Consider the following 23,818-nt stretch of genomic DNA (forward strand, 5'->3'; position numbering starts at 1 on the left):
AGCAGCGGATGGCAAAGGGGCAATGTTACGCGGTCGGGCGGGAAGGCTGGAAAATGCCCGCCTCAACCTGTGCAGGCGTGACCACACCCGTATCCAGCACCCAACCGCTGATCAACGCCGCAGGCGTCACATCGAATGCCGGGTTGTAAACCTGCGCATCTTCCGGTGCCCACTGCACGTCACCAAAACTGCCCGCAACGCCGGTCACTTCACTGGCCGCGCGCTGCTCGATAGGAATTGCGCTGCCATCCGGGCAGGCGGGATCAAGCGTGGTATGTGGCGCGGCAACATAGAACGGGATGCCGTGATAGTTCGCCAGTACCGCCAGGCTGTAAGTGCCGATTTTATTCGCCACATCGCCATTGGCGGCAATGCGGTCTGCACCCACCCAAATCGCATCAACCTGTTTCTGCGCCATCAGGCTGGCCGCCATGCTGTCGCAAATCAGGCGGTACGGCACGCCCAGCTCACCCAGCTCCCAGGCGGTCAGGCGTCCGCCCTGCAACAACGGACGGGTTTCATCGACCCAGACGTTCGCCACGTTGCCTTCCTGCCAGCCGCGCGAAATCACCCCCAGCGCGGTGCCCACGCCTGCGGTTGCCAGACCACCGGTATTACAGTGGGTCAGCAGGCGACTGCCCGGCGTAATCAACTTCGCGCCAGCGGTGGCAATGTTGTCACACAAGGCTTTGTCTTCTTCCACCAGGCGCAGGGCTTCAAAGGTCAGCGCGGTCACAAAATTCTCCTGCGCTAACGCCTGCTTCATGCGGTCCAGATTGTTCATCAGGTTGACGGCGGTTGGCCGTGATGCGCGCAACACCTCCAGCGCCTCGGCCAGTTCGGTTTTGCTCAGCCCGTTTTCAGCTAACAGGGCCAGCAGCAGGCTGGCGGAGAGGCCAATCAGCGGCGCACCGCGCACTCTCAACGCTTTAATGTGACCAACCAGTTCAGCGACGTCTGGCGTTGGGCACCAGATTTTTTTCTGCGGTAGCGCCTGCTGATCGAGGATCCAAAGCTGGTTATCACGAACTTGTAAGCTGGTTGTGCTCAGTGTCTGCATGAAGGTTAAATCCTGGTTGCGTAATCAGGGCATATTGTGCCAACATGCGGAACGGATGTATAGACGTCTGAACGGCTTGCGCAACAAATTTGCGCGAAAAAGGCTCGCACGATACGCGATGGGCAGACTGGAACGTTTTGATGAGGATGAGTTAATGTCGCAATACCGTACCTTCACTGCAGCGGATGCCGTGGACTATGCCCGCCAGTTCGGCGGCGTTGAAAATCCAGAGAGTCTGGTGGAGTCACAGGAAATCGGTGATGGTAACCTGAACCTCGTCTTTAAAATCTTCGACAGCGAAGGCGTCAGCCGGGTGATCGTCAAGCAGGCGTTGCCGTATGTGCGTTGCGTCGGCGAGTCCTGGCCGCTGACCTTAGACCGTGCGCGTATTGAAGCCGAAGTGCTGAAGGTGCACGGCACATTCTGCCCGGCGCATACGGTAAAAATCCTGCATTACGATCCGGTGCTGGCGGTGATGGTGATGGAAGATCTCTCCAGCCATGCCATCTGGCGCGGTGAGCAGGTTAAAGGCGTGGACTATCCTCAGGCCGCCTCGCAGCTCGGGGAATATCTGGCGCAGACCCTGTTCCATACCTCTGATTTCCATCAGCATCCTCATCAGAAAAAAGCCGATGTCATCCGCTTCACTAACCCTGAACTGTGCCAGATGACCGAAGACCTGTTCTTCGATGAGCCTTACGAAATTCACGAGCGTAACGCCTATGCCCCGGCACTTGAGCCGTTGGTCGCCTCCTTGCGGACCGACGACGAGCTGCGTCTGAAAGTGGCGGCACTGAAGCATCGCTTCCTGTCGAACGCTGAAGCCTTGCTGCATGGTGACGTGCACAGCGGGTCAATTTTTGTCGCCGAAGGCAGCCTGAAAGTCATTGATGCGGAGTTTGGTTATTACGGTCCGATTGGCTTTGATGTCGGCAGCGCGCTCGGCAACCTGTTGTTGAACTACTGCGCCTTGCCGGGGCTGCTGGCACCGCGTGAAGCGGCAGACGTGCGCGAAAAGCGTCTGCGTGACGTCAGTGCCGCGTGGAAAAGTTTTGCCGAAGGATTCCTCGCGCTGGCGGCGGAAAAAACCACCGATCGCGCGCTGGCTTATCCGGGCTATGCGGCGGCGTTTTTGCAGAAAATCTGGCGGGATACGCTGGGCTTCTGTGGCGTGGAAATGATCCGCCGTACCGTGGGCATTTCGCAGATCGCCGACATTAAAACCATCAAAGACGACACCATGCGCGTTGAGTGCGTTCGCCAGTGCATCACGCTGGGCCGGACACTGATCCTGGCGGCCGATCATATCGCCGACAGCGATGCGCTGATTGCCCGCGTGCGTCAGAACGGCTGAGCCAGAGGATTCCCCCTGTCGTCATGATATCCACAGAATGACAGGATCAAAAAAGGCCGGAAAGTTTCCGGCCTTTTTTATTATGTTAGCGGTCAGGCCGCTTCGGTTTTGCGCGGTTGCTGTGGCTCAGCCTGCACCACCGGCAGCGCCTTTTTTACCGGCTGGGTCGCCAACGCTTCAGGTTCAAACTCATCAACGTTGATGGAGCGCAGACGGCTGGCTTCCGCACGGATCAGCACGCTCGCTTCCTCCTCGCTCAGCCATTTCTCCTGCAAGCCTTGCTTCGCCAGCTCATCCAGACGGGTAAACGGCAGGTGTTTCTTCTGCTGTTTACACAGGCGATCGTGGATGGTTTCGGCGGCCATCACATCGGCCAGCGCCTCTTCAAGCTGACCGGCAGGGTTATGCTCGGTCGGCTTCAGGTACATGCCACGGCCCAGACGGGTGCGGGTGGCTGATGGAATTTGCAGAATACGCGCCAGCTGATGATCCAGACGGTCTGAAGGCGCACGGCAGTGACGGCCCAGCGGGAACACGGTCAGGCGTAACACACCCGCCACCAGACGATTAGGGAAGTTACGCAGCAGATCGTCAATGGCGATTTCCGCCTGATTCAACGCATCCTGAACGCCCCAATGCACCAGCGGCAGATCGGCTTCGTTACGGCCTTCATCTTCATAACGCTTCAACGCCGCCGAGGCCAGGTACAGCTGGCTTAACACATCGCCCAGACGGGCCGAAATGCGCTCGCGACGTTTCAGGCTGCCGCCCAGCACCGACATCGAAATGTCCGACAGCAGGGCCATATTGGCGCTCAGGCGATTCAGATGCTGATAGTAACGGCGCGTGGCATCGCGGGTTGGCGAGACGCTGGTGCGTCCGCCGGTCAGACCCAGCCACAGGCTGCGCATCTGGTTGCTGCCCACGTGACCAACATGGCTGAACAGGGCTTTATCAAACTTCACCACGTCGTTGCTTTGTGCGGCGGCCATCTCTTCCAGCACATAAGGATGACAACGGATCGCGCCCTGACCAAAGATGATCATGCTGCGGGTAAGGATGTTGGCCCCTTCGACGGTAATGGCAATCGGCGCGCCCTGATAAGCCCGCGCCAGGAAGTTGCTTTTACCTAACATAATGCCCTTACCGCCGGCGATATCCATCGCATCGACAATGGCGCGCTGCCCACGGTGGGTACAGTGATATTTGACGATGGCGGACAGCACCGCCGGTTTTTCACCGAGCATAATGCCGGAGGTGATCAGCGTGGCGGCGGCATCCATCACGTAGGCATTGCCGGCAATGCGCGCTAATGGCTCTTCAATCCCTTCCATCTTGCCGATTGGCAGGCGGAACTGACGACGGATATGCGCATAGGCGCCAATCGCCAGCGCAATACTTTTCAGGCTGCCGGTGGAGTTGGATGGCAGGGTGATGCCGCGTCCTACGGACAGACATTCCACCAGCATCCGCCAGCCCTGACCGGCCATTTTTGGCCCGCCAATGATGTAATCAATCGGCACAAAGATATCGTTACCGCGCGTCGGCCCGTTCTGGAACGGCACGTTAAGCGGGAAGTGGCGGGTACCGATTTCCACGCCGGCGGTATCGGTTGGGATCAGCGCACAGGTGATGCCCAGCTCTTCGGTCTGACCCAGCAGATGCTCAGGATCCGACAGCTTAAAGGCCAGGCCCAGCACGGTAGCGACCGGCGCGAGAGTGATGTAGCGTTTATTCCAGGTTAAGCGCATGCCCAGCACCTGCTGACCCTGCCAGTTGCCCATGCACACCACGCCCGTATCCGGAATAGCACCTGCATCCGAACCCGCTTCCGGGCTGGTCAGGGCAAAGCACGGGATTTCGTCACCGCGCGCCAGGCGCGGCAGATAATGATCTTTTTGCTCATCGGTGCCGTAATGCTGCAACAGTTCGCCGGGGCCGAGTGAGTTCGGCACGCCAACGGTGATCGCCAGGATCCCGGAGACGCCAGCCAGTTTCTGCAACACCCGCGCCTGAGCGTAAGCCGAGAAGGCCAGCCCGCCGTACTCTTTCTTAATGATCATCGCAAAGAAGCGGTGCTCTTTCAGATAGGCCCACAGCTCCGGCGGCAGATCGGCCATTTCATGGGTGATCTGGAAATCATTGGCCATCCGGCAGGCTTCCTCAACCGGGCCTTCGAGGAACGCCTGTTCCTCTTCGCTCAGCCGTGGCTGCGGGTAGTTGTGCAGTTTCTGCCAGTCCGGCGTCCCGCGGAAAAGATCGCCTTCCCACCAGGTGGTGCCGGCCTCAATCGCTTCTTTTTCGGTGCGCGACATCGGTGGCATCACCTTCTGGAAGGTGCGCAGCATGGATTTAGAGAACATCGCCCGACGCAGTGGCAAAAGGTTGAACGGCAGCAGAATAATCGCCAGCGGGATCAACAGCCACGGCGTCCAGAGATGCGCGAATGACCACGCAGCTGTCCAGGCGAGCATGATCGCACTGCTCAGCAGCAGGTTAACGCGGTGATAAAAGAGTGCGCCGATCAACACGATCGTGGCCACGATACTGAGAACCATCATAACTAACGCTCCGTAAGTTGTAAGAGGTCTGACCTGTTGAATACAGGTTTAATGGAGAAGCTGTGCGTTAGCAATCTGTTTACATAATAATTACAACCTGGCTCACAAACCGGCCGCACCAAAAGTCAAAGCCCAAGCTTGAGGTGCAGGGCGCTTTTCGCCCCTCTCCCAACTTGGTAAACTGATGGCGACCTCACCTCTAAAGGACTTTCCCTATGTATCAGGACATCATTCGCGCCGAGCTCAACGAAGCAGCGGAAACGCTCAATAAATTCCTCAGTGACGATGCCAATATTCACGCTATCCAGCGCGCTGCGGTGCTGCTGGCAGACGCCTTCAAAGCCGGTGGCAAAGTGCTTTCCTGCGGCAACGGCGGCTCCCATTGTGACGCCATGCACTTCGCTGAAGAGCTGACCGGGCGCTACCGTGAGAACCGTCCAGGCTATCCGGCCATTGCTATCTCTGATGTCAGCCACCTGTCCTGCGTCAGCAACGATTTTGGCTATGATTTCGTCTTCTCGCGTTACCTTGAAGCGGTCGGTAAATCCGGTGATGTGCTGTTCGGAATCTCCACCTCCGGCAACTCCGCCAACGTGATCAAAGCGGTTGAAGCCGCTCGCGCTCAGGGCATGAAGGTGATCACCCTGACCGGCAAAGATGGCGGCAAGATGGACGGCATGGCCGATGTGGAAATCCGTGTACCGCACTTTGGTTACGCCGACCGCATTCAGGAAATCCACATCAAAGTGATCCACATCCTGATCCTGCTGATTGAAAAAGAGATGGCCGAGTAGTTTTTCTGGCCAGCTGCGGCTGGCCGCTACGTGAGGATTTTCTATGTGCGAATTGCTCGGGATGAGCGCGAATGTTCCGACGGATATCTGTTTTAGCTTTACCGGGCTGGTGCAGCGCGGCGGGGGAACGGGTCCGCACAAAGATGGCTGGGGCATTACCTTTTACGAGGGAAAAGGCTGCCGCACCTTTAAAGATCCCGAGCCCAGCTTTAATTCGCCTATCGCGCGGCTGGTGCAGGAATACCCGATCAAGTCCCGTTCGGTGGTGGCGCATATCCGCCAGGCCAACCGGGGCGAAGTGTCGCTGGAAAATACCCATCCGTTCACCCGTGAACTGTGGGGCCGCAACTGGACCTATGCGCACAACGGGCAGCTGAAAGGCTATAAAGGGATGGATACCGGGCCGTTCAGGCCGATCGGTGAAACGGACAGCGAGCAGGCATTTTGCTGGCTGCTGCATAAGCTGACCACCCGTTATCCGCGTACGCCCGGGAACTGGCCGGCGGTATTCCGTTATATTGCTGAACTGGCGGCGGAGCTGCGTGAGAAGGGCGTGTTTAATATGCTGCTGTCGGACGGGCGGTATTTAATGGCGTTTTGTTCGACCAATCTTTTCTGGATCACCCGACGGGCACCGTTTGGCAAAGCCACGTTGCTGGATCAGGATGTCGAGATTGATTTTCAAAAGCAGACCACGCCGAACGACGTGGTCACGGTGATCGCCACTCAGCCCCTGACGGGGAATGAAACCTGGAACAAGATTGAACCAGGTGACTGGGCGTTATTTTGCCTCGGTGAGCGCGAGCGCTGATCCGGAAACCGGCGCGCTGATCAGGGAACCTGGCTGGTTCAGCACGTAATGACCTTCATTAACACTCACTGACGGCGGCAGGCGGTTTTGCACAAATTGTGCATAGCCAGGCTGCAGCTGTTTCCAGAAGCTGTAATAAACCGAATTGCGATGACGCTGCAGATTGCTGTCGGTCATGCGGAACGGGTAAATGCTCACTTCCACTCGCGGCTGGCCGTTACGCAGCGCCGCATCAACAAACTGATAGATATCGGCAATGTTGGCATCGGTCATCGCATAGCAGCCAATCGACACGCAGCTGCCGTGGATCATCAGGTATTTCCCTTCATAACCCTGCTGGCGATCGTATTCGTTGGGGAAGCCGACGTTAATGGCGCGGTAGAACCGGCTGTCAGGCTTCAGCTGGGAAAGTCCCACGCTGTAAAATCCTTCCGGACTTTTAAAATCGCCCTGACGACGTTTTGGGCCTAAACCGCCCGAAAAGTTACAGATGCGGTAGCTGTCCAGCAAGCGGTAGTCGTTACCGATTTTGCCATACAGTTCCAGCGTACGTTCTTCTTTGAAAATCTGGATATACACGGGGGTGCCGAGTAATTGTTTCTTTAACTCTTTGCTTACCGGCGCGAGCGGAAGTACCGGGGACGTTGGTACGCTGGCGAAGACGACGGCTGGCAGAAAAATCATCGCAAACAGCAGTGCGATTTTGCCCATTCTGGTTCCCTTGAAAAAGAGGGTTGGATGCTATGCCCGAGGGCAGTGTCACTTGCAATATCGGAGAAATCCGCTATCGCTGCGTCACATTAGCATTGTCTATTTTTTTATCAAGTCGCCAGTGAACAAATTGAGAAAGAAAAAATTGTCCGAAGCCTATGCCGCTGCGCTTTACCGGGCGAACGGCATATTGAAACCCGGCTGATTAACTGTATACTTATCCAGTGCATCTGGGGGGGATATGCGTAAGATCATTCACGTTGATATGGACTGCTTTTTCGCGGCGGTAGAAATGCGCGACGATCCCAGCCTGCGTGATATCCCGATCGCCATTGGCGGCAGCCATCTGAAGCGCGGGGTTATCAGCACGGCCAACTACCCGGCGCGGAAGTTTGGTGTGCACAGCGCCATGTCCACCGCGATGGCGCTGAAGCTCTGCCCGCATCTGAAAGTGATCCCTGGCCGCTTCGAAGCCTATAAAGAAGCCAGCCAGCATATTCGTGAAATCTTCTCGCGCTACACCTCGCTGATTGAACCGCTGTCGCTGGACGAAGCCTATCTCGACGTCACCGACAGCCCGCACTGTCACGGCTCTGCCACGCTGATGGCGCGCGACATCCGCCAGACCATCGCCCGCGAACTCAATCTCACCGCTTCCGCCGGCATTGCGCCGATCAAGTTCGCCGCCAAAATCGCCTCCGATTTAAACAAGCCTGACGGGCAATATGTGATTACGCCCGACTCGCTACCGCAGTTTCTGCTGACGCTGCCGCTGGCGAAAATTCCCGGCGTCGGTAAAGTCACCGCCAAAAAGCTGGAGGAAATGGGGCTGCAAACTTGCGCCGACGTGCAGAGCACCGATCTCTCCGCGCTGTTAAAACGCTTTGGCAAGTTTGGCCGGGTGATCTGGGAACGCAGTAACGGCATCGACGAGCGGGAAGTGGTGACCGAACGCTTACGCAAATCACTCGGCGTGGAACGCACGCTGTCGGAAGATATTCACAGCTGGGAAGCCTGCCTGGAGATCATCGATTTCCTGTATGACGAGCTGGAGCGTCGGCTGATCAAAATCAAACCCGACCGGCAGATTGCGCGTCAGGGCGTGAAGCTGAAGTTCTCGGATTTCCAGCAAACCACTCAGGAGCACATCTGGCCGATGCTGAATAAGGCGGATTTGATCGAGGTGGCGCGCAAAACCTGGGAAGAGCGGCGCGGCGGAAGAGGCGTCAGGCTGGTCGGATTGCACGTTACGCTGCTGAATCCGCAGCTGGAAAGGCAGTTATTGCTGGGGCTGTAAGACGGCGGAGTTGTGATCGACAGAGGTTGCCGGGGGATGAAAGAAAACGGGCGGAATCTCTTCCGCCCGTCAGCCGGCTTATGACTTGGCCGGGATCGCCTTCAGCAGCGCGGTCAGCAGTTTCCAGTACAGGCCAACGCTTTCGATATGCACTTGCTCATCCGGTGAGTGTGGGCCGGTAATGGTCGGTCCGATAGACACCATATCCATGTCCGGATACGGCTTCTTAAACAGACCACATTCCAGACCCGCGTGGATCACCTGGATGTTCGGCGTTTTGCCAAACAGCTTTTTATAGGTCTCACCAACCAGCGCCATCACCGGCGAGGACGCGTCCGGCTGCCAGCCAGGGTAATTGCCTTTGGCCACGGTTTTCGCGCCCGCCAGCTCGCCCAACGCGGTCAGCATTTCCACCACGTAGTCTTTACCGCTGTCGATCAGCGAACGGATCAGGCAGTTGATCTTCGCTTCATCGTCTTTCAACGACACCACGCCAAGGTTCAGCGAGGTTTCGACCACGCCTTTCATCACGTCTGAATTACGGATCACGCCGTTTGGCGTGCTGTTCATCAGGGCAATAAAGGTATCGCGGCTTGCCGCCGTCAGCGCCTGGTCGCCAGCCGCCACGTTCTCAACCACGATGTTGATGTTCTTCTCTTTCAGGCTCAGCTCGGACTTAAGCGTTTCCAGGTAGCTCAGTGCCAGGCTTTTCAGCGCGTCGACGTTGTCTGCCGGAACGGCCAGCGTGGCCACCGCTTCACGCGGGATGGCGTTGCGTAGCGTGCCGCCGGTGAAGTCCACCAGACGCAGATCCAGCGCCTTAGCGTGCGCGAACAGGAAGCGGGACAGCAGTTTGTTAGCGTTACCCAGACCGACGTGAATATCACAGCCAGAGTGGCCGCCTTTCAGGCCTTTCAGGGTCAGCTTCAGCGGCTCGTAACCTGCCGGAACGGCTTCACGGCTGATGGCCAGCGTCGAGGTGAAATCAATGCCACCGGCGCAACCCATATAGATCTCACCTTCTTCTTCGGAGTCGGTGTTGATCAGGATATCGGCCTGCAGCCAGTTCGGCTGAAGACCAAAGGCGCCGACCATGCCGGTCTCTTCGGTCATGGTCAGCAGCACTTCCAGCGGACCGTGCTCAACGCTCGCGTCGGCCAGCACCGCCAGCGCGGACGCCATGCCAATGCCGTTATCCGCGCCCAGCGTAGTACCGCGCGCTTTTACCCATTCGCCGTCAATCCATGGCTGAATCGGATCTTTCGTGAAGTCATGCACGGTGTCGTTATTTTTCTGCGGCACCATATCGAGGTGCGCCTGCAGAGCCACCGGCTTCAGATTTTCCAGACCGGCAGTGGCAGGCTTGCGGATCAGAATGTTACCCACTGCATCGCGGTCGGTCGTTAAACCTTGCTCTTTCGCCCACGACAGAATGTGTTCTGCCAGTGCTTCTTCGTGATAAGACGGGTGCGGAATCGAGCAGATTTTGGCAAAAATATCCCACAACGGCTGGGGGGAAAGTTGAGATAATTCAGACACGACAAATCTCCTGTGTCATCACCATCGGCCAGCTGGGCTGCGGATGGCGAGGATGTTTAGCGAGTGGATGACTCCCGTCAGATGCTCTGACGCGATGGGCAAAGAATATCATCGTTTCCGCAGCCGTGCTTACTTCGCGGAAGGAAAAAAGGGTCACGGCGCTGGTTTTTAGCGGCTCAGATCACTATAATTCCGCGCAACCTCTCCCATTGTACATTTTTAAGCCAACACCATTGGTCGGGACTCCTTTATGAGTGAAAAATACGTCGTCACCTGGGACATGCTGCAAATTCATGCCCGTAAACTGGCCCAGCGCCTGCTTCCTGTTGAACAGTGGAAAGGCATTATCGCGGTCAGCCGCGGTGGTCTGGTTCCCGCCTCTTTGCTGGCTCGTGAGCTGTGCATCCGCTACGTCGATACCGTGTGCATCTCCAGCTACGATCACGACAACCAGCGCGAAATGACCGTGCTGAAGCGTGCAGAAGGCGATGGTGAAGGCTTTATCGTCATTGACGATCTGGTAGATACTGGCGGCACCGCTCAGGCCATCCGTGATATGTATCCAAAAGCGCACTTCGTCACCATTTTCGCTAAGCCAGCCGGTCGCCCGCTGGTGGACGACTATGTGGTCGATATCCCGCAGAACACCTGGATTGAGCAGCCGTGGGACATGGGCGTGGTCTATCTGCCGCCAATTGTTAAAGGCTGATTGACGCACGTCAAAGCAACGCCCGGTTATGCCGGGCGTTGTCGTTTTTACGAGCGTCAGGGCTGAGGCTGGGATAGACTCATCCCATGCCCCGTGCTGGAGGATCGTTACGTCATGTCACCTAAAAATCTGAGCGAAGAGCTGTTCAAACCTCGCTTCAAGCATCCTGAAACGTCATCGTTAGTTCGCCGTCTCCATCACCATAAACCGCTGCCCATCCACTCCGCGTTGGAAGGGGATAGTAATGCCGGTTGGTATCGGATGATCAACCGCCTGCTGTGGACGTGGCGCGGCATCACCCCGCAGGAAATCAGTGAAGTGCTGGCCCGCATCGCCGTCAGTCGCGTTGAGCACACCGACGACCAGCTGCTGGATACCGTGGTCGGTTATCGGGGCGGGAACTGGATTTATGAGTGGTCGAAACAGGCGGCGCTGTGGCAGAAGAAAGCCGGTGAGGCTGAAACCGATGCGGAGGCCGGCCAGTGCTGGCTGCATGCCGCCAATCTGTATGGCATTGCCGGTTATCCGCATCTGAAAGGCGATGAGCTGGCCGAGCAGGCGCAGGTACTGGCGAACCGCGCGTATGAAGAAGCTACGCCGCGCCTGTCCGGTGAACTGAAGGAGCTGGAATTTGCCATTCCCGGCGGCAGCCCGATCTTTGGCTTCCTGCATATGCCGCCCGGCGTCAGCGCGCCTTATCCTACCGTGCTGCTGTGCGGCAGCCTCGACTCGCTGCAAACCGACCATTATCGCCTGTTCCACGACTACCTGGCGCCGCGCGGCATCGCCATGTTGACCATCGATATGCCGTCGGTAGGCTTCTCGGCCAAATGGAAGCTGACGCAGGATGCCAGCTTCCTGCATCAGCATGTTCTGCGTCAGCTGGAGAACGTGCCCTGGGTCGATCATCAGCGCGTCGGCGCGTTTGGCTACCGCTTTGGCGCCAACGTCGCCGTCAGGCTGGCCTATCTGGAAGCGCCGCGCCTGCGGGCCGTGGCCTGCCTGGGGCCGGTGGTGCACAGCCTGCTGTGCGATCAGGCGAAGCAGGACAGCGTTCCCGAGATGTATATGGACGTGCTGGCCAGCCGGTTGGGCATGGCCACCGCGTCTGACTCTGCGCTGCGCGTTGAGCTTAATCGCTATTCGCTGAAGATGCAGGGCTTGCTGGGACGTCGATGCCCAACGCCGATGCTGTCCGGCTACTGGCCAAACGACCCGTTCAGCCCGGAAGAGGAGTCCCGGCTTATCGTCAACTCGTCCGCTGACGGGAAGTTGATGCCGATCCCGCTCTCGCCTGCAATGCTCAACTTTGATAAAGCATTACGTGATATTGTCGACTGGTTAGCGAAACGGCTGACGCGATGAGTTGCTAAAATTCAATCCTTTGCTATAACCTTTAAGCCTTAAACCGCTGTGTTGCCGCGTTTAAGCGCCATAGAGGATTAATTAACAGGCTCAACGATGGAGGTTTACTGATGACGTTACCGAGTGGGCATCCCAAAAGCCGCTTAATGAAGCGCTTTGGATCGCTGGGGCCTTATATTCGCGAAGCGAAATGTGAAGACGACCGTTTTTTCTTTGACTGTCTGGCGGTCTGCGTCAATGTGAAACCCTCACCTGAGCTGCGTGAGTTCTGGGGCTGGTGGATGGAGCTGGAAGCGCAAAGCGATCACTTCACCTACGAGTACCACTTCGGTCTGTTCGATAAAGAAGGCAACTGGAAGCCGTCGACCGTGAAAGGGAAAGAGAATAACGAACGGCTGGAAGAGACCTTACGCAACTTCCACGTGCGGCTGAAAGCGCTGCTGGAAGAGATGGAGCTGGGGCTGAAACCCGCTGCAGACTTTGCGGATGCGCCGGTCAAACTGACCGCCTGATCCCGGCGTAAGTCATAACCTGAGCATTAAAAAAGGCTGGCAATTGCCAGCCTTTGTTTTAGACACATAACGAGGGTGGAACAACCGTAGCAGTGGCGTGTTACGGGGAATAAAAAAACGGATTAGAACTGGTACGTCAGGCCAACAGCAACCACGTCGTCGTTGTTCAGACCAAGTTTGTTGTCGTCGTCCAGCTGGTTGATTTTGTAATCAACGTAGGTGTTCATGTTCTTGTTAAAGTAGTACGTCGCGCCCACGTCGATGTATTTCACCAGGTCAACATCACCCAGTCCTTCGATGTCTTTGCCTTTGGTCTGCACGTAGCCCACGGATGGACGCAGGCCGTTATCGAACTGGTACTGTGCCACCAATTCAATGTTCTGTGCTTTGTTGGCTGCACCCGCGACCGCGGTGGTGGCACCGTTGATCACGGCCGTGCCGCTGATTGGCGTCATGTTGCGGGTTTCGGTGTAGATGGCGGCCAGGTAAACGCTGTTCGCATCATATTTCAGACCGGTGCCCCAGGAATCGGCTTTGTCGCCCTGGCCCCAGACACGCGCTTGCTGTGCGTTGGTGCGGTCTGAAGAGGTATAAGCACCGCTCAGGCTCACGCCGCTGTCGCCCAGCGCATATACCGCCGACAGACCGTAGCCGTCGCCATTCTGCTTGCTGACGTCAGTACGCGAGTTAGAAGAACCCGCATCGTTCTTGCCCTGATACTGTAAGGCGAACTTCAGGCCATCAACCAGACCGAAGAAGTTTGAGTTGCGGTAGGTCGCCACGCCGGTGGTACGCTGGGTCATATAGTTATCACCACGCGCCGTACCGTCACCGCCGAATTCCGGGAACATATCCGTCCAGGCTTCCACGTCATACAGCACGCCGTAGTTACGGCCATAATCGATTGAGCCGTAGTCGCCAAATTTCAGACCGGCAAAGCCCAGACGGGTTTTGTTACCGGTATTGGCATCGCTCCCTTCAGAGTTGTTGGTGTTGAACTGATATTCCCACTGGCCGTAACCGCTCATCAGATCGTTGATTTGGGTCTGACCTTTGAAGCCCATACGCATGTAGGACTTATCGCCGTTGCTGCCGTCGTTGTCGCTGAAATAGTGCAGGCCTTTAATTTTACCGTACAGATCCAGCTTGTTGCCGTCTTTATTATAGATTTCTGCGGCTTGTGCAGCGGTGGACAGAGCCAGTGCGGCGGTTAAGATTGCCAGTGCGCTTTTCTTCATTTTGCTATCAATCCCGAATGAGTAAGTTTTCAAGTGGCCTTAAGACTTCTCTGAAGGCAGGAACGTTTTACCTTGAGGAGATGAAAGTTTTATTACATTTCGACTCATTTCTTGTTATTTGCGAACTTTTGAACTAGCTGATTGTCACGCTAAATTCCGCCTTTTCTCCCGCCGCCTGTTGGCTTCCAGCACCACACCTGTTAAAAAGTCAGTTCACGCTTTTTTTTACGTAACGGCAGGAAATAATGAGCAGCAGCCAGACCCTGGTAGTGAAACTGGGGACCAGCGTATTAACCGGCGGATCGCGTCGGCTGAACCGGGCACATATCGTCGAATTGGTGCGCCAGTGCGCGCAGCAACATGCGGCAGGCCATCGGATTGTGATTGTCACCTCGGGCGCCATGGCGGCCGGACGTGAGCACCTTGGCTACCCGGAACTGCCGCCGACCATCGCCTCAAAGCAGCTGCTCGCTGCGGTGGGGCAGAGCCGGTTAATTCAACTGTGGGAGCAGCTGTTCTCGATTTACGGTATCCATATCGGCCAGATGTTATTAACCCGCGCGGATCTGGAAGATCGTGAACGTTTCCTGAACGCCCGTGACACCCTGCGCGCGTTGCTGGATAACCATATCGTGCCGGTGATTAATGAAAACGACGCGGTGGCCACCGCTGAAATCAAAGTCGGCGATAACGATAATCTGTCGGCGCTGGCGGCGATCCTGGCTGGCGCAGATAAGCTGCTGCTGCTGACCGATCAGCCGGGTTTGTTCACCGCCGATCCGCGCAATAATCCCGAAGCTGAACTGATTGGCGATGTGCATCTGATCGACGATGCGCTGCGGGCATTAGCCGGCGACAGCGTTTCCGGGCTGGGCACTGGCGGCATGGCGACCAAGCTGCAGGCGGCCGACGTGGCCTGCCGCGCGGGCATCGACACCATTATTGCGGCCGGCAATCGCGCTGGCGTGATTGCTGACGTGATCGACAGCAAGCCGGTCGGCACGCGTTTTCATGCGCTGGAAACCCCGCTGGAAAACCGTAAACGCTGGATCTTCGGTGCGCCGCCAGCCGGTGAAATTACCGTTGATGACGGTGCGCTTTCCGCCATTCTGGAACGCGGCAGCTCGCTGTTGCCGAAAGGCATTCGCGAGGTCAGCGGCAACTTCTCGCGTGGCGAAGTGATCCGCATTCGCAGCCTGCAAGGGCGCGATGTGGCGCACGGCGTCTGCCGTTACAACAGCGATGCGATGCGGATGATTGCCGGGCACCATTCCCAGCAGATCAGCGACATTCTCGGTTATGAATATGGTCCGGTTGCCGTTCACCGCGACGATATGATCGTCAGTTAAGGAGTAAGACATGCTTGAAGAAATGGGCAAAGCCTCGAAAGCCGCGTCTTACCAGCTGTCGGTGCTGTCCACCGTGCAGAAAAATCAGGTCTTGATGACCATTGCCGACCGCCTTGAAGCGCAAAGCGCGGAGATCCTCGCGGCTAACGAACTGGATCTGGCCGATGCGCGGCAGAACGGCATGAGTGCCGCGCTGATGGATCGCCTGATGCTCAATCCGGCGAGGCTGAAAGGCATTGCCGATGATGTGCGTCAGGTCTGCCGTCTGGCAGATCCGGTGGGCGTGGTGATCGACGGTGGCGTGCTGGATAACGGTCTGCGCATTGAACGCCGTCGCGTGCCGCTGGGTGTGGTGGGGGTGATTTATGAAGCCCGCCCGAACGTCACGGTAGACGTCGCCAGCCTGTGCCTGAAAACCGGCAACGCGGTGATCCTGCGCGGCGGCAAGGAAACCTACCGCACCAACGGCGCAACCGTGCGGGTTATCCAGGGCGCGTTAAAAGAACACGGCCTGCCTGCGGGTGCGGTGCAGGCGATTGAAAGCCCGGATCGTGAGCTGGTCAATCAGCTGCTGAAACTGGATCGCTATGTCGACATGCTGATCCCTCGCGGTGGCGCCGGTCTGCACAAGCTGTGCCGCGAACAGTCGACCATTCCGGTGATCACCGGCGGCATTGGCGTTTGCCATATCTTTGTCGACCAGCAGAGCGAGCTGGAAGCGGCCATGAAGGTGATTATCAACGCCAAGAAACAGCGTCCCAGCGCCTGTAACTCGGTGGAAACGCTGCTGGTGCATGCGGCTATCGCCGAGAGCTTCCTGCCTGAACTGAGCCGCAGCATGGCGGAAGAGGGCATCACGCTGCATGCCGATCCGCGTTCGCTGCCGCTGCTGCAACAAGGCCCGGCTGAAGTCAGTGCGGTCACCGAAGCGCAGTACCGTGACGAGTGGTTAGCGTTGGATTTGAACGTTAAGCTGGTGGACGATCTTGACCAGGCCATCGCCCATATCCGTGAATATGGCACTCAGCATTCCGACGCGATCCTGACCCGCAGCATTCACAATGCCGATCGCTTTGTGAATGAAGTCGATTCCTCGGCGGTGTATGTCAATGCCAGCACGCGCTTCACCGATGGCGGTCAGTTTGGTCTGGGCGCTGAAGTCGCCGTCAGCACGCAGAAGCTGCATGCCCGTGGCCCGATGGGCCTTGAAGCGCTGACCACCTATAAGTGGGTGGCCTTCGGCAATGACACGGTGCGCGCGTAAGCAAAAGTCCGACGTTGAAGCCTGAATTTATCGGGCAAGCAGAGCCACAGGGAAGGGGCTCTGGTCGTATCCAGGGAGAAGTTGTCGCCTGTTGCTGCTCAACATCGTAAGGACATTCTGCATGGTTACCCTGTCGCAAATTCTTCCCTTCGCTGCCATCGCGCTCGGTCTGGTGCTGACGCCTGGTCCAAATATGATTTACCTGATTTCCCGTTCGCTCTGTCAGGGACGAAAAGCGGGATATATATCGCTGACCGGCGTGGCGCTGGGTTTTATGTTTTATATGGTCTGTGCCGCGCTGGGGATTACCGCGCTGATTATGGCCGTGCCGCTGGCCTACGATGCGCTGCGCATCGCCGGTGCAGCGTATCTGCTGTACATGGCATGGCAGGCTGTCTTCGGCGGCAAATCGCCGTTCCAGGTCCGCGATTTGCCGCCCGATAGTTCGCGTAAGCTGTTCACCATGGGGCTGCTGACCAACCTGCTTAACCCTAAAACCGCGGTGATTTATCTGACTCTGCTGCCGCAGTTTATCCGGCCTGAACAGGGGCACGTGCTGGCCCAGTCTCTGACCTTAGGCATCACGCAGATCGTCACCAGTATGCTGGTCAATGGCCTGATTATTTTCGCCGCAGGCACTATCGCTAACTTCCTTGCTCAGCGCCCAACCTGGCAAAAAATCCAGCGCTGGCTGATGGGCATGGTGCTGACCGGACTGGCCCTGCGCATGGTGATGGATGGCAGAAAATAGCGTCGCGGCCGATCGAACTCATCGATCGGCGCTACGTTAAATCCTCGACGCACTCTCTTCTTCCGCCAGCATCTGGCGCAGCACATCCTGCAACGCGATCTGCTGGGGCTGACTGAGCCCTTTCAGCATCCTGTCCTGAGTTTGCGTATGCACTACCAGCGCCTGCTCAATCAGCGTTAATCCCTTTGGCGTTAAGCCCACCATCATGCTGCGCTTGTCGGCCGGGTCCGGGATCCGCGCAATCAGCCCACTGGCTTCCAGCCGACTTAACCGGTTAGTCATCGCCCCGGACGTCACCAGCAGCGAAGTGAAAAGCTGAGTGGGCGTCAGGCGGAAGGGTTCTCCGGCACGGCGCAGCGTGGCCAGCACATCAAACTCACCTTCACGAAAGCCAAACGGCGCCAGTGCGCTGGCACGAGCTTTACCCAGCTGCTTCATAATCCTCAACATTCTGCCGAACACCGCCATCGACGACGCATCCAGATCCGGCATGGCGTCAGCCCATTGAGCGATAACGAAATCAACATGATCTGGCATCATTTCCCTTAATTCTTTGTGGTTAACATGTTCATTAGTGCGCACCGACTATCGGCAAGGCGAAATTTATCTTAACGTTAAGATAAATCAGTTCACACTGCCAGCACACTTCTGCTGCGCAACACCTTATCCGAAGGAGTCGGTTATGAAATCTGCATTCTCAGCCATTACGCTGTTTGCCCTGCTTGTGCTGTTGGTCGGCCTTAATCTGCGGCCACTGATGGCTGCTGTCGGGCCGCTTTTGCCCCTGTTACAACGCCAGGAGCAGCTGACGGGCACCACTATCAGCCTGTTAACGACCCTGCCGGTGCTGATGATGGGTGTTATCGCGCTGGCCAGCGGCACGGTGTTACGCCGAATCGGTTACGCGCGGGGCATCGCAGCCGGCTTAGGCATTATTACATTTGCCTGCGTGTTCAGAGGGTTTTATACGTCCGGCGGGGTGTTAATGGCAACTGCGCTGGCGGGCGGAATGGGCATTGGCCTGGTGCAGGCGGCGATGCCTGCCCTGATCAAGCGGCGCAGCGCCCGGCATACCGGGACGCTGATGGCGCTGTTTTCAACCGGGATTATGGGCGGCGCGGCGCTGGCGGCGGCAACAGCAGAACCGCTGTCGGTCTCGTTGGGGCTGAATTATGCCCTCGGCCTGGCGGCGTTGCCGGCAGCGCTGGCCTTTATCATCTGGTTCGCCGCCGAAAAGAATCAGCCGCAGGCGGCGACTCAACCGGTTCAGTCAACGTATTCGACCTCGCGCGCCTGGCTGCTGCTGGCTTTTTTTGGCATCGGGACCGGCGCTTACACGCTGGTGCTGGTCTGGCTGCCGCCGTTTTATATTGAGCACGGCTGGAGCGCACGTAACAGCGGCTTTCTGCTCGCCGCGCTGACCTTAACCGAAGTGGTTTCCGGTTTTATCGTTTCGGCGGTGATCCACCGTTTCACCGACAGACGCGCGCCTTTACTGCTGGTGTTGCTGATGATTTTGGCCGGGCTGCTCTGTCTGGTGTTCTTCGGAGGAAAGGCCGCGATCCTGTCGACGTTGCTGCTGGGGCTGGGAATTGGCGCACTGTTTCCTCTTTCGCTGATCGTGACCTTTGACCACGCCAAAACGCCGGAAGAAGCAGGTAAACTCCTCTCTTTTGTTCAGGGCGGAGGCTATATCATCGCAGCAACCATGCCATTGATCGCCGGCATGGTGCTGGACAGCACGGCGTCACTGAATACGGCATGGATGTTGATGAGCGGCGGAATTGTGTTGCTGATGATCCTTTCCCGCCGTTTTCGGCCAGCGTGACAGGCCGCGCCGTCGCAAGCCATGTTCGGCAGTTTCCCGGCAAAGACCTTATTTCTTACGAAATTCCCTTGGGCTGATTCCCATATGATTTCGAAACAGGCGGGAGAAATAAAGCGGATCGGTGTAGCCGACCGTTAACGCAATATGGGTGATGGCAAAACTGGTTTTGCTAAGCAACAGGCAGGCACGGGCAATACGCTGTTTCTCACGCCAGGCAAAGACAGTTTGGCCGGTCTCTTCTTTAAATAAGTGGGCCAGACGCGATGGGGAAAGGCAGGCGCGGCGGGACAGCTGTTCGATGGTGGTTTCTTCAGCCATATGTTCGTTCAGATACTGGCAAAGTGCTTCAATGCGGGGATCGCACTTGTGGCGGTGCAAATTGGGCTGCGCGCGGAAGCACTCCAGAATCACCCGTTCAACGGCATTCATTGCCAGCGCTTCGGATAACGGTTCCTGACTGACGCTCAGCTGGATCACTTCCATAAATCGCGCCTGCATCTGACTGGTGTCTTCTGCGGCGGCAAAGGTCAGTCGGCCGATGCCATCGCGAACATTGTCCCACTGCAGCCAGTCAATCCAGTAGGTTCGCGGAATAAAATAGATCCACAAATGGTCCCAGCACTCGCTGTGTTCGCTGCGGCCATAATGATGCGGTACGCCAGCCGGAAAATGCAGCACGTCGCCCGGCTTGCAGATAAAACTGCCCTGAGACGTATGAATTTTCCCTTCACCTTTAAGGGTGATATTTAATACGTGGCCCTTCATGCCAGCAGCCCGGTTAATATAAAAGTCGAGCTTACTTCCGCGGGATATTGGGGTGAATCCTGCCACCATCCATGCGGTGAAGGTAAAGCGCCTGTAGAGAGGTGAAAAATTCAGCATCTCGGTATCTTCACTATGCGCCATCGCTGCGCTTCCTGCCGACAGAATAAAGAGTTGAGCAGCATAGCGCAGAGAATTAACCCTGCCGCGATGCGGCTCACATCTTCTCAACATTCAGAAAACCTGCGCTCAGCACAGGCTAATTTTGCAGTGAGGTGGCGGATAACCCGGAATCAACCGGCTGCGCAAACTTTCCTTCTGCCAGGTCTGCGGCAACCTGAGGATAAATAGCATCCAGCTTGTAGAAATAGAGCAGGACGATATTGGCTACCGCGAGGATCACCGGGAAGAATATAAACAGGAACTGGATCATCTGAATGGCGCTGGCGGGTTGCATGCCGCCTCCGCTGGTGAATCCGGCCAGGCTTAACAACCACCCGACGCTTGCCGTTCCTAACCCCATACCAACCGTCTGGCCCAGCGTGCCCGCGCTGAATAAAATCCCTTCAATACGTAAGCCGGAGACCCATTCGCCGTAATCGATGGTGTCGGCAAGGAAGGCGAACATGGTGGCACCAATACCGCAGAAGCCAATGCTTCTGACCACCGTCGCCGCAATCACAAAGAAGGCATCCTGACGATCAAACAGCGGCAGAAGATAGCCAATACAGCAGACCAGTAATCCGCTCAGCGCCAGCTTACGTTTGCCCAGTCGTTTAATTAAAAAAGGAATCACCGTCAGCGTCAGTAATCCCGGCAAATATTGCGCCACGCTGACCCACGACATCATCGACAGGTCTTTCAGAATGTATTTGGTGTAATAAACACTGACGGTGCTGAGCGCGGTCAGGCTGGTAAAGGTGATCATTAAATACATAAAGATCATCAGCCAGTATTTATTCGCCCGTATTGCCGGCAGCACTTTCTTAAGCTCAATATTTTCACGGTTATCTTGCCGTACCGGCTTAATACGTTCACGGGTGCCCAGTGCGGTAAGGGTAAGAAACAGCGCGGTGAAAAAGCCATAAATGGCGAAGATGGTCATCCACGCACCGCTGCTGTTACCAAACCACGCCACCAATGGCAGCGTAATGACGCCGACCGTCAGCGATCCGCAGGTCGACAGGCCTTTGCGGAATACGCTTAATACGCCGCGTTCTACGGTATCGCGGGTAATCAACGCCAGCAACGAGCCATAAGCGATGTTATTGGCGGTAAAAAGAATGTTAGCCAGCAAATAGGTTACGCACACCCAGGTGACTTTAACCGCATAGCTGCTGTCCGGTACGCAGGCCAGCAGAAAGGTGGAAAGCCCGAACGGGATGGCGGTCCAGAGAACCCACGGCCGGGCTTTCCCCATCCGGGTTTGCGTCATATCGATACGCACACCCACCCAGATGCACAGCAGACCATCCAGCACCCTGGCAAGGAACATTAACGAGCCCACCAGTAATGCTGACACGCCCACCACGTCGGTATAGTAATAGGCGAGAAAGGTCACCATCGTGGTGTAGGTGAGGTTAGTGCCGTAATCGCCAAGGCCAAAAGAAAGACGCTCTTTCAGCCCAATCGGCTGGGTTGCCACGCCATCACTCTTCATACCGCTTCTCCGCCAGATAAAATGACAAAATCCCAACCGGCTATTTCCAGCGTTTCGCCCGGTTCAACCTGCCGGTTATCAATCAGCGAAGTGGCTTGCCCCAACGGGTTTCGCAGCTGCTGCGGCGTCTGAGAGTAGTTAAAGATAAAGCACAGGTCCTTTTGCGCTTTACTTTGCGCCCGTCGAATTATTAGCGGGAAACTCACCTCCGACCGTAACGCGCTCAATGCCGGCGTGCTGAACAGGGTCGAGAAAACTTGCTCCATTCCGGCGGATGACAGGTTGCAGCCAATATAGGTCGCCGTCCCTTTGCCAAACTGATTGCGGGTGATGGCGGCATATTTCCCCCACTGCGGATGCTGATAGCGGGCCAAAATTTCGGTCTGTGACGACACCGGTTCCAGCAGCTCCATCCAGTCGGTCACCTGACCCGTTTCCTCCGTCAGCGCAAAGGTCTCCGTGGACATCTGCACCTCATCTGGCTCAACGAATAGCTGATAGGTCACGCCGCAGGCTTCGCTGATAATGCCCGGCTGGATAGCCGTGCGCACCTTCAGATCCTGATTGGCAAAGCCGGATTTAAAGGAGTAAATGATATGGCCGCCTTGCCCGACGAAGGCATTGAGTCGCTGCAACAGCGCATCGGATGCCGCATACAGCAAGGGGACGATCAGCACGTCATAGCGTTCGATACGCGGATCGTCGGCATCAAGAATATCCATCTCGATATTTTGTCGGTACAGGGCATCGTACCAACTGCGGAACAGATCGTTGTACTGGTGATTTTTGTCGCCGCCGAACTGATGTCCGCGCCACGGATGCCAGTCAATGGCGGTCAGCCCACGGTTACTGACCAGCATCGCCACGCGGTTACTTTTGCTTAAGCCGCTCAGTTCGGGCGTTAAGCGCTGCAGCGTTTTGCCAATGTCGCAGGCCTCGTCATACACCGGGTTAGGCAGCAGGTCGTGGCTGAGCAGGCCTTTCCAGTAGGTTTCCCACGAATTATGAATCGAATGCCAGTGCCAGTAGCCCACCAGGCTGGCACCGTTGGCGATATGGCTAAACGCCTGCAGACGCAGCTGGCCAGGGTAAGGCGTCCAGTCCTTAAAGGCTTGAGCCTGGGTTTCCAGCACAAAGTAATTTTTATCCTTGGTGGTGCGGGCAATGTCCCCGGTGAAGGCGATTTCGGCGCCGGTCAGCCGCGACTGGCCGGGATGATAAACGTCCACGCCGGTGATATCGACGACCTCAGACGCCGCGAAGTGATCGACCTCGCTTCGCAAACCAAACGACCAGTTTCGCCAGTCAAAATCGAAGTTATGGGTGACGAAGCGATCGGCCGATTTATATTCGCCGACCAGATCGACCTGCCAGCGCAGAAAATCGATCACCAGCTGGCGTTGAAAGGCCTGAAACTCAGCGCCGAGGCTGGCATTAATGGTGCCCTGGACCGACGGGAAATCTTCCCAGGCATCCACGCGATTACTCCAGTAATCCAGACCAAACGCCTGATTTAACGCCGGCAGATCGTCGTTGAATTTTTTCCGCAGATATTTAACAAAGGCGATCTGCACCGCCGGGCCACTGGTTTCATAATATTTGGTTTCGTTGTCGACCTGGAAACCGATCACGGCGGGATGGGAAGCGGTGGCCGTTAACAGCTTGCGGATAATCCGCTCGGAATAATAGCGATAGACTGGACTGGTAATATCCATCTTCTGCCGGGGACCATATTTATTCAGCCCCTGCGGCGTGACGGCCATCACTTCAGGATATTTCTTTGCCAGCCAGCCAGGAATAGCGTAGGTCGGCGTACCGATAATCACGCTAATATCGTTGGCCTGCATCTGGTCGAGCACGGTGATCACCGAAGTGAAATCAAATTCGCCTTCCTGAGGTTCAAAGGTGCTCCAGGTACTTTCGGCAATGCGGACATAGTTGATACCGGCGGCTTTCATCATGGCGATATCTTTTTCCAGCCGCTCCTCTGGCATATATTCGCGGTAATACGCCGTACCAAACCAGATCTTATCCATTTCAGCCTCAATGCAGTCTCTGTAAGTGTGCTGCTAACTTAGCGGAGAACAATCAGCCGAAGCGGTAACTGACTGTCGTCAACATAAAGAAATCTGCTGCCGTCAGCGCAGTCCGATCTGGATCACAAAACTCGCCGGACCGCTTGGCGCTTTCGCCGGGTGGGGCCGGTAATAAGAAGCCTGCGGGCTGCCCTGCGGGTGAGCAGGGCAGTTACTG

General features: G+C 56.6%; 20 protein-coding genes. 11 read left to right on the forward strand and 9 right to left on the reverse strand.

The window, feature by feature from the left end:
• Nucleotides 1-25 precede the first annotated feature (25 nt).
• Nucleotides 26-1,060: an S-methyl-5-thioribose-1-phosphate isomerase gene (gene mtnA / locus EBC_RS06060; RefSeq protein WP_013200908.1), complete on the reverse strand. Its 1,035-nt coding sequence runs from the start codon at nucleotides 1,058-1,060 to the stop codon at nucleotides 26-28.
• Nucleotides 1,061-1,214: 154 nt separating this feature from the next.
• Between mtnA and mtnK the strand changes: the two genes are divergently transcribed.
• The gene (gene mtnK, locus EBC_RS06065) at nucleotides 1,215-2,414 is read left to right on the forward strand and encodes an S-methyl-5-thioribose kinase (RefSeq protein ID WP_013200909.1); all 1,200 of its coding nucleotides are present in this window, start codon (nucleotides 1,215-1,217) and stop codon (nucleotides 2,412-2,414) included.
• Between the two features lie 92 nt (nucleotides 2,415-2,506).
• Here the strand turns inward: mtnK and fadE are convergent, their stop codons facing one another.
• Nucleotides 2,507-4,975: an acyl-CoA dehydrogenase FadE gene (fadE, locus tag EBC_RS06070; RefSeq protein WP_013200910.1), complete on the reverse strand. Its 2,469-nt coding sequence runs from the start codon at nucleotides 4,973-4,975 to the stop codon at nucleotides 2,507-2,509.
• 215 nt (nucleotides 4,976-5,190) lie between these two features.
• Between fadE and lpcA the strand changes: the two genes are divergently transcribed.
• Both lpcA and EBC_RS06080 read left to right on the forward strand, forming a co-directional pair.
• Entirely contained in the window at nucleotides 5,191-5,769 is a 579-nt protein-coding gene (gene lpcA, locus EBC_RS06075; protein ID WP_013200911.1) for a D-sedoheptulose 7-phosphate isomerase, read from the forward strand.
• A 43-nt stretch (nucleotides 5,770-5,812) separates the two neighbouring features.
• Nucleotides 5,813-6,580 carry a class II glutamine amidotransferase gene (locus tag EBC_RS06080; protein WP_013200912.1) on the forward strand — a complete coding sequence of 256 codons (768 nt, stop codon included), beginning with the start codon at nucleotides 5,813-5,815 and terminating at the stop codon, nucleotides 6,578-6,580.
• On the opposite strand, the gene dpaA is transcribed toward EBC_RS06080, so the two are convergent.
• A complete protein-coding gene (gene dpaA, locus EBC_RS06085; RefSeq protein ID WP_013200913.1) occupies nucleotides 6,551-7,291 on the reverse strand; it encodes a peptidoglycan meso-diaminopimelic acid protein amidase in 741 nt (246 codons plus the stop codon). The two genes, EBC_RS06080 and dpaA, sit on opposite strands and share 30 nt — an antisense overlap.
• A 241-nt stretch (nucleotides 7,292-7,532) precedes the next feature.
• Between dpaA and dinB the strand changes: the two genes are divergently transcribed.
• Nucleotides 7,533-8,588, forward strand: a complete 1,056-nt coding sequence (dinB, locus tag EBC_RS06090) for a DNA polymerase IV (protein WP_013200914.1) — start codon at nucleotides 7,533-7,535, stop codon at nucleotides 8,586-8,588.
• Nucleotides 8,589-8,666: 78 nt separating this feature from the next.
• Here the strand turns inward: dinB and pepD are convergent, their stop codons facing one another.
• Nucleotides 8,667-10,127 carry a beta-Ala-His dipeptidase gene (gene pepD / locus EBC_RS06095; protein WP_013200915.1) on the reverse strand — a complete coding sequence of 487 codons (1,461 nt, stop codon included), beginning with the start codon at nucleotides 10,125-10,127 and terminating at the stop codon, nucleotides 8,667-8,669.
• Nucleotides 10,128-10,377: 250 nt separating this feature from the next.
• On the opposite strand from pepD, the gene gpt reads away from it, so the two are divergent.
• The 3 genes from gpt to crl all read left to right on the forward strand — a co-directional run bounded on the left by gpt (nucleotide 10,378) and on the right by crl (nucleotide 12,713).
• Nucleotides 10,378-10,836 carry a xanthine phosphoribosyltransferase gene (gene gpt, locus EBC_RS06100; RefSeq protein WP_013200916.1) on the forward strand — a complete coding sequence of 153 codons (459 nt, stop codon included), beginning with the start codon at nucleotides 10,378-10,380 and terminating at the stop codon, nucleotides 10,834-10,836.
• Between the two features lie 114 nt (nucleotides 10,837-10,950).
• Nucleotides 10,951-12,201: an esterase FrsA gene (gene frsA / locus EBC_RS06105; protein ID WP_013200917.1), complete on the forward strand. Its 1,251-nt coding sequence runs from the start codon at nucleotides 10,951-10,953 to the stop codon at nucleotides 12,199-12,201.
• Nucleotides 12,202-12,311: 110 nt separating this feature from the next.
• Nucleotides 12,312-12,713: a sigma factor-binding protein Crl gene (crl, locus tag EBC_RS06110; protein ID WP_013200918.1), complete on the forward strand. Its 402-nt coding sequence runs from the start codon at nucleotides 12,312-12,314 to the stop codon at nucleotides 12,711-12,713.
• A gap of 122 nt (nucleotides 12,714-12,835) precedes the next feature.
• Here the strand turns inward: crl and ompC are convergent, their stop codons facing one another.
• Nucleotides 12,836-13,951 carry a porin OmpC gene (gene ompC / locus EBC_RS06115; protein ID WP_013200919.1) on the reverse strand — a complete coding sequence of 372 codons (1,116 nt, stop codon included), beginning with the start codon at nucleotides 13,949-13,951 and terminating at the stop codon, nucleotides 12,836-12,838.
• A gap of 245 nt (nucleotides 13,952-14,196) precedes the next feature.
• Between ompC and proB the strand changes: the two genes are divergently transcribed.
• From proB to EBC_RS06130, 3 genes are all read left to right on the forward strand, one after another.
• Entirely contained in the window at nucleotides 14,197-15,300 is a 1,104-nt protein-coding gene (gene proB / locus EBC_RS06120; protein ID WP_013200920.1) for a glutamate 5-kinase, read from the forward strand.
• Between the two features lie 10 nt (nucleotides 15,301-15,310).
• Nucleotides 15,311-16,564, forward strand: a complete 1,254-nt coding sequence (gene proA / locus EBC_RS06125; RefSeq protein WP_013200921.1) for a glutamate-5-semialdehyde dehydrogenase — start codon at nucleotides 15,311-15,313, stop codon at nucleotides 16,562-16,564.
• 121 nt (nucleotides 16,565-16,685) lie between these two features.
• Entirely contained in the window at nucleotides 16,686-17,315 is a 630-nt protein-coding gene (locus EBC_RS06130; RefSeq protein ID WP_013200922.1) for a LysE family translocator, read from the forward strand.
• 36 nt (nucleotides 17,316-17,351) lie between these two features.
• Here EBC_RS06130 and EBC_RS06135 read toward each other — a convergent pair whose 3' ends face one another.
• Nucleotides 17,352-17,852 carry a MarR family winged helix-turn-helix transcriptional regulator gene (locus tag EBC_RS06135; protein WP_013200923.1) on the reverse strand — a complete coding sequence of 167 codons (501 nt, stop codon included), beginning with the start codon at nucleotides 17,850-17,852 and terminating at the stop codon, nucleotides 17,352-17,354.
• Between the two features lie 145 nt (nucleotides 17,853-17,997).
• Between EBC_RS06135 and EBC_RS06140 the strand changes: the two genes are divergently transcribed.
• Nucleotides 17,998-19,143 (forward strand): MFS transporter, encoded by a 1,146-nt coding sequence (locus tag EBC_RS06140; protein ID WP_013200924.1) that lies wholly within the window; start codon nucleotides 17,998-18,000, stop codon nucleotides 19,141-19,143.
• Nucleotides 19,144-19,191: 48 nt separating this feature from the next.
• On the opposite strand, the gene araC is transcribed toward EBC_RS06140, so the two are convergent.
• The 3 genes from araC to EBC_RS06155 all read right to left on the reverse strand — a co-directional run bounded on the left by araC (nucleotide 19,192) and on the right by EBC_RS06155 (nucleotide 23,601).
• A complete protein-coding gene (gene araC / locus EBC_RS06145; RefSeq protein WP_013200925.1) occupies nucleotides 19,192-20,049 on the reverse strand; it encodes an arabinose operon transcriptional regulator AraC in 858 nt (285 codons plus the stop codon).
• Between the two features lie 115 nt (nucleotides 20,050-20,164).
• A complete protein-coding gene (locus EBC_RS06150; protein ID WP_013200926.1) occupies nucleotides 20,165-21,565 on the reverse strand; it encodes an MFS transporter in 1,401 nt (466 codons plus the stop codon).
• Nucleotides 21,562-23,601, reverse strand: coding sequence for a beta-galactosidase (locus EBC_RS06155; RefSeq protein ID WP_013200927.1), 2,040 nt, complete (start codon nucleotides 23,599-23,601; stop codon nucleotides 21,562-21,564). The genes EBC_RS06150 and EBC_RS06155 overlap by 4 nt, the downstream gene beginning before the upstream one ends.
• Nucleotides 23,602-23,818: the final 217 nt, after the last annotated feature.

Source organism: Erwinia billingiae Eb661, from assembly GCF_000196615.1.
Classification (GTDB): Bacteria; Pseudomonadota; Gammaproteobacteria; order Enterobacterales; family Enterobacteriaceae; genus Erwinia; species Erwinia billingiae.

Coding starts and splice junctions, on each gene's coding strand:
- mtnA (WP_013200908.1), bottom strand. CDS start 1,060: ATGCAGACACTGAGCACAACCAGCTTACAAGTTCGTGATAACCAGCTT.
- mtnK (WP_013200909.1), top strand. CDS start 1,215: ATGTCGCAATACCGTACCTTCACTGCAGCGGATGCCGTGGACTATGCC.
- fadE (WP_013200910.1), bottom strand. CDS start 4,975: ATGATGGTTCTCAGTATCGTGGCCACGATCGTGTTGATCGGCGCACTC.
- lpcA (WP_013200911.1), top strand. CDS start 5,191: ATGTATCAGGACATCATTCGCGCCGAGCTCAACGAAGCAGCGGAAACG.
- EBC_RS06080 (WP_013200912.1), top strand. CDS start 5,813: ATGTGCGAATTGCTCGGGATGAGCGCGAATGTTCCGACGGATATCTGT.
- dpaA (WP_013200913.1), bottom strand. CDS start 7,291: ATGGGCAAAATCGCACTGCTGTTTGCGATGATTTTTCTGCCAGCCGTC.
- dinB (WP_013200914.1), top strand. CDS start 7,533: ATGCGTAAGATCATTCACGTTGATATGGACTGCTTTTTCGCGGCGGTA.
- gpt (WP_013200916.1), top strand. CDS start 10,378: ATGAGTGAAAAATACGTCGTCACCTGGGACATGCTGCAAATTCATGCC.
- frsA (WP_013200917.1), top strand. CDS start 10,951: ATGTCACCTAAAAATCTGAGCGAAGAGCTGTTCAAACCTCGCTTCAAG.
- crl (WP_013200918.1), top strand. CDS start 12,312: ATGACGTTACCGAGTGGGCATCCCAAAAGCCGCTTAATGAAGCGCTTT.
- ompC (WP_013200919.1), bottom strand. CDS start 13,951: ATGAAGAAAAGCGCACTGGCAATCTTAACCGCCGCACTGGCTCTGTCC.
- proB (WP_013200920.1), top strand. CDS start 14,197: ATGAGCAGCAGCCAGACCCTGGTAGTGAAACTGGGGACCAGCGTATTA.
- proA (WP_013200921.1), top strand. CDS start 15,311: ATGCTTGAAGAAATGGGCAAAGCCTCGAAAGCCGCGTCTTACCAGCTG.
- EBC_RS06130 (WP_013200922.1), top strand. CDS start 16,686: ATGGTTACCCTGTCGCAAATTCTTCCCTTCGCTGCCATCGCGCTCGGT.
- EBC_RS06135 (WP_013200923.1), bottom strand. CDS start 17,852: ATGCCAGATCATGTTGATTTCGTTATCGCTCAATGGGCTGACGCCATG.
- EBC_RS06140 (WP_013200924.1), top strand. CDS start 17,998: ATGAAATCTGCATTCTCAGCCATTACGCTGTTTGCCCTGCTTGTGCTG.
- araC (WP_013200925.1), bottom strand. CDS start 20,049: ATGGCGCATAGTGAAGATACCGAGATGCTGAATTTTTCACCTCTCTAC.
- EBC_RS06150 (WP_013200926.1), bottom strand. CDS start 21,565: ATGAAGAGTGATGGCGTGGCAACCCAGCCGATTGGGCTGAAAGAGCGT.
- EBC_RS06155 (WP_013200927.1), bottom strand. CDS start 23,601: ATGGATAAGATCTGGTTTGGTACGGCGTATTACCGCGAATATATGCCA.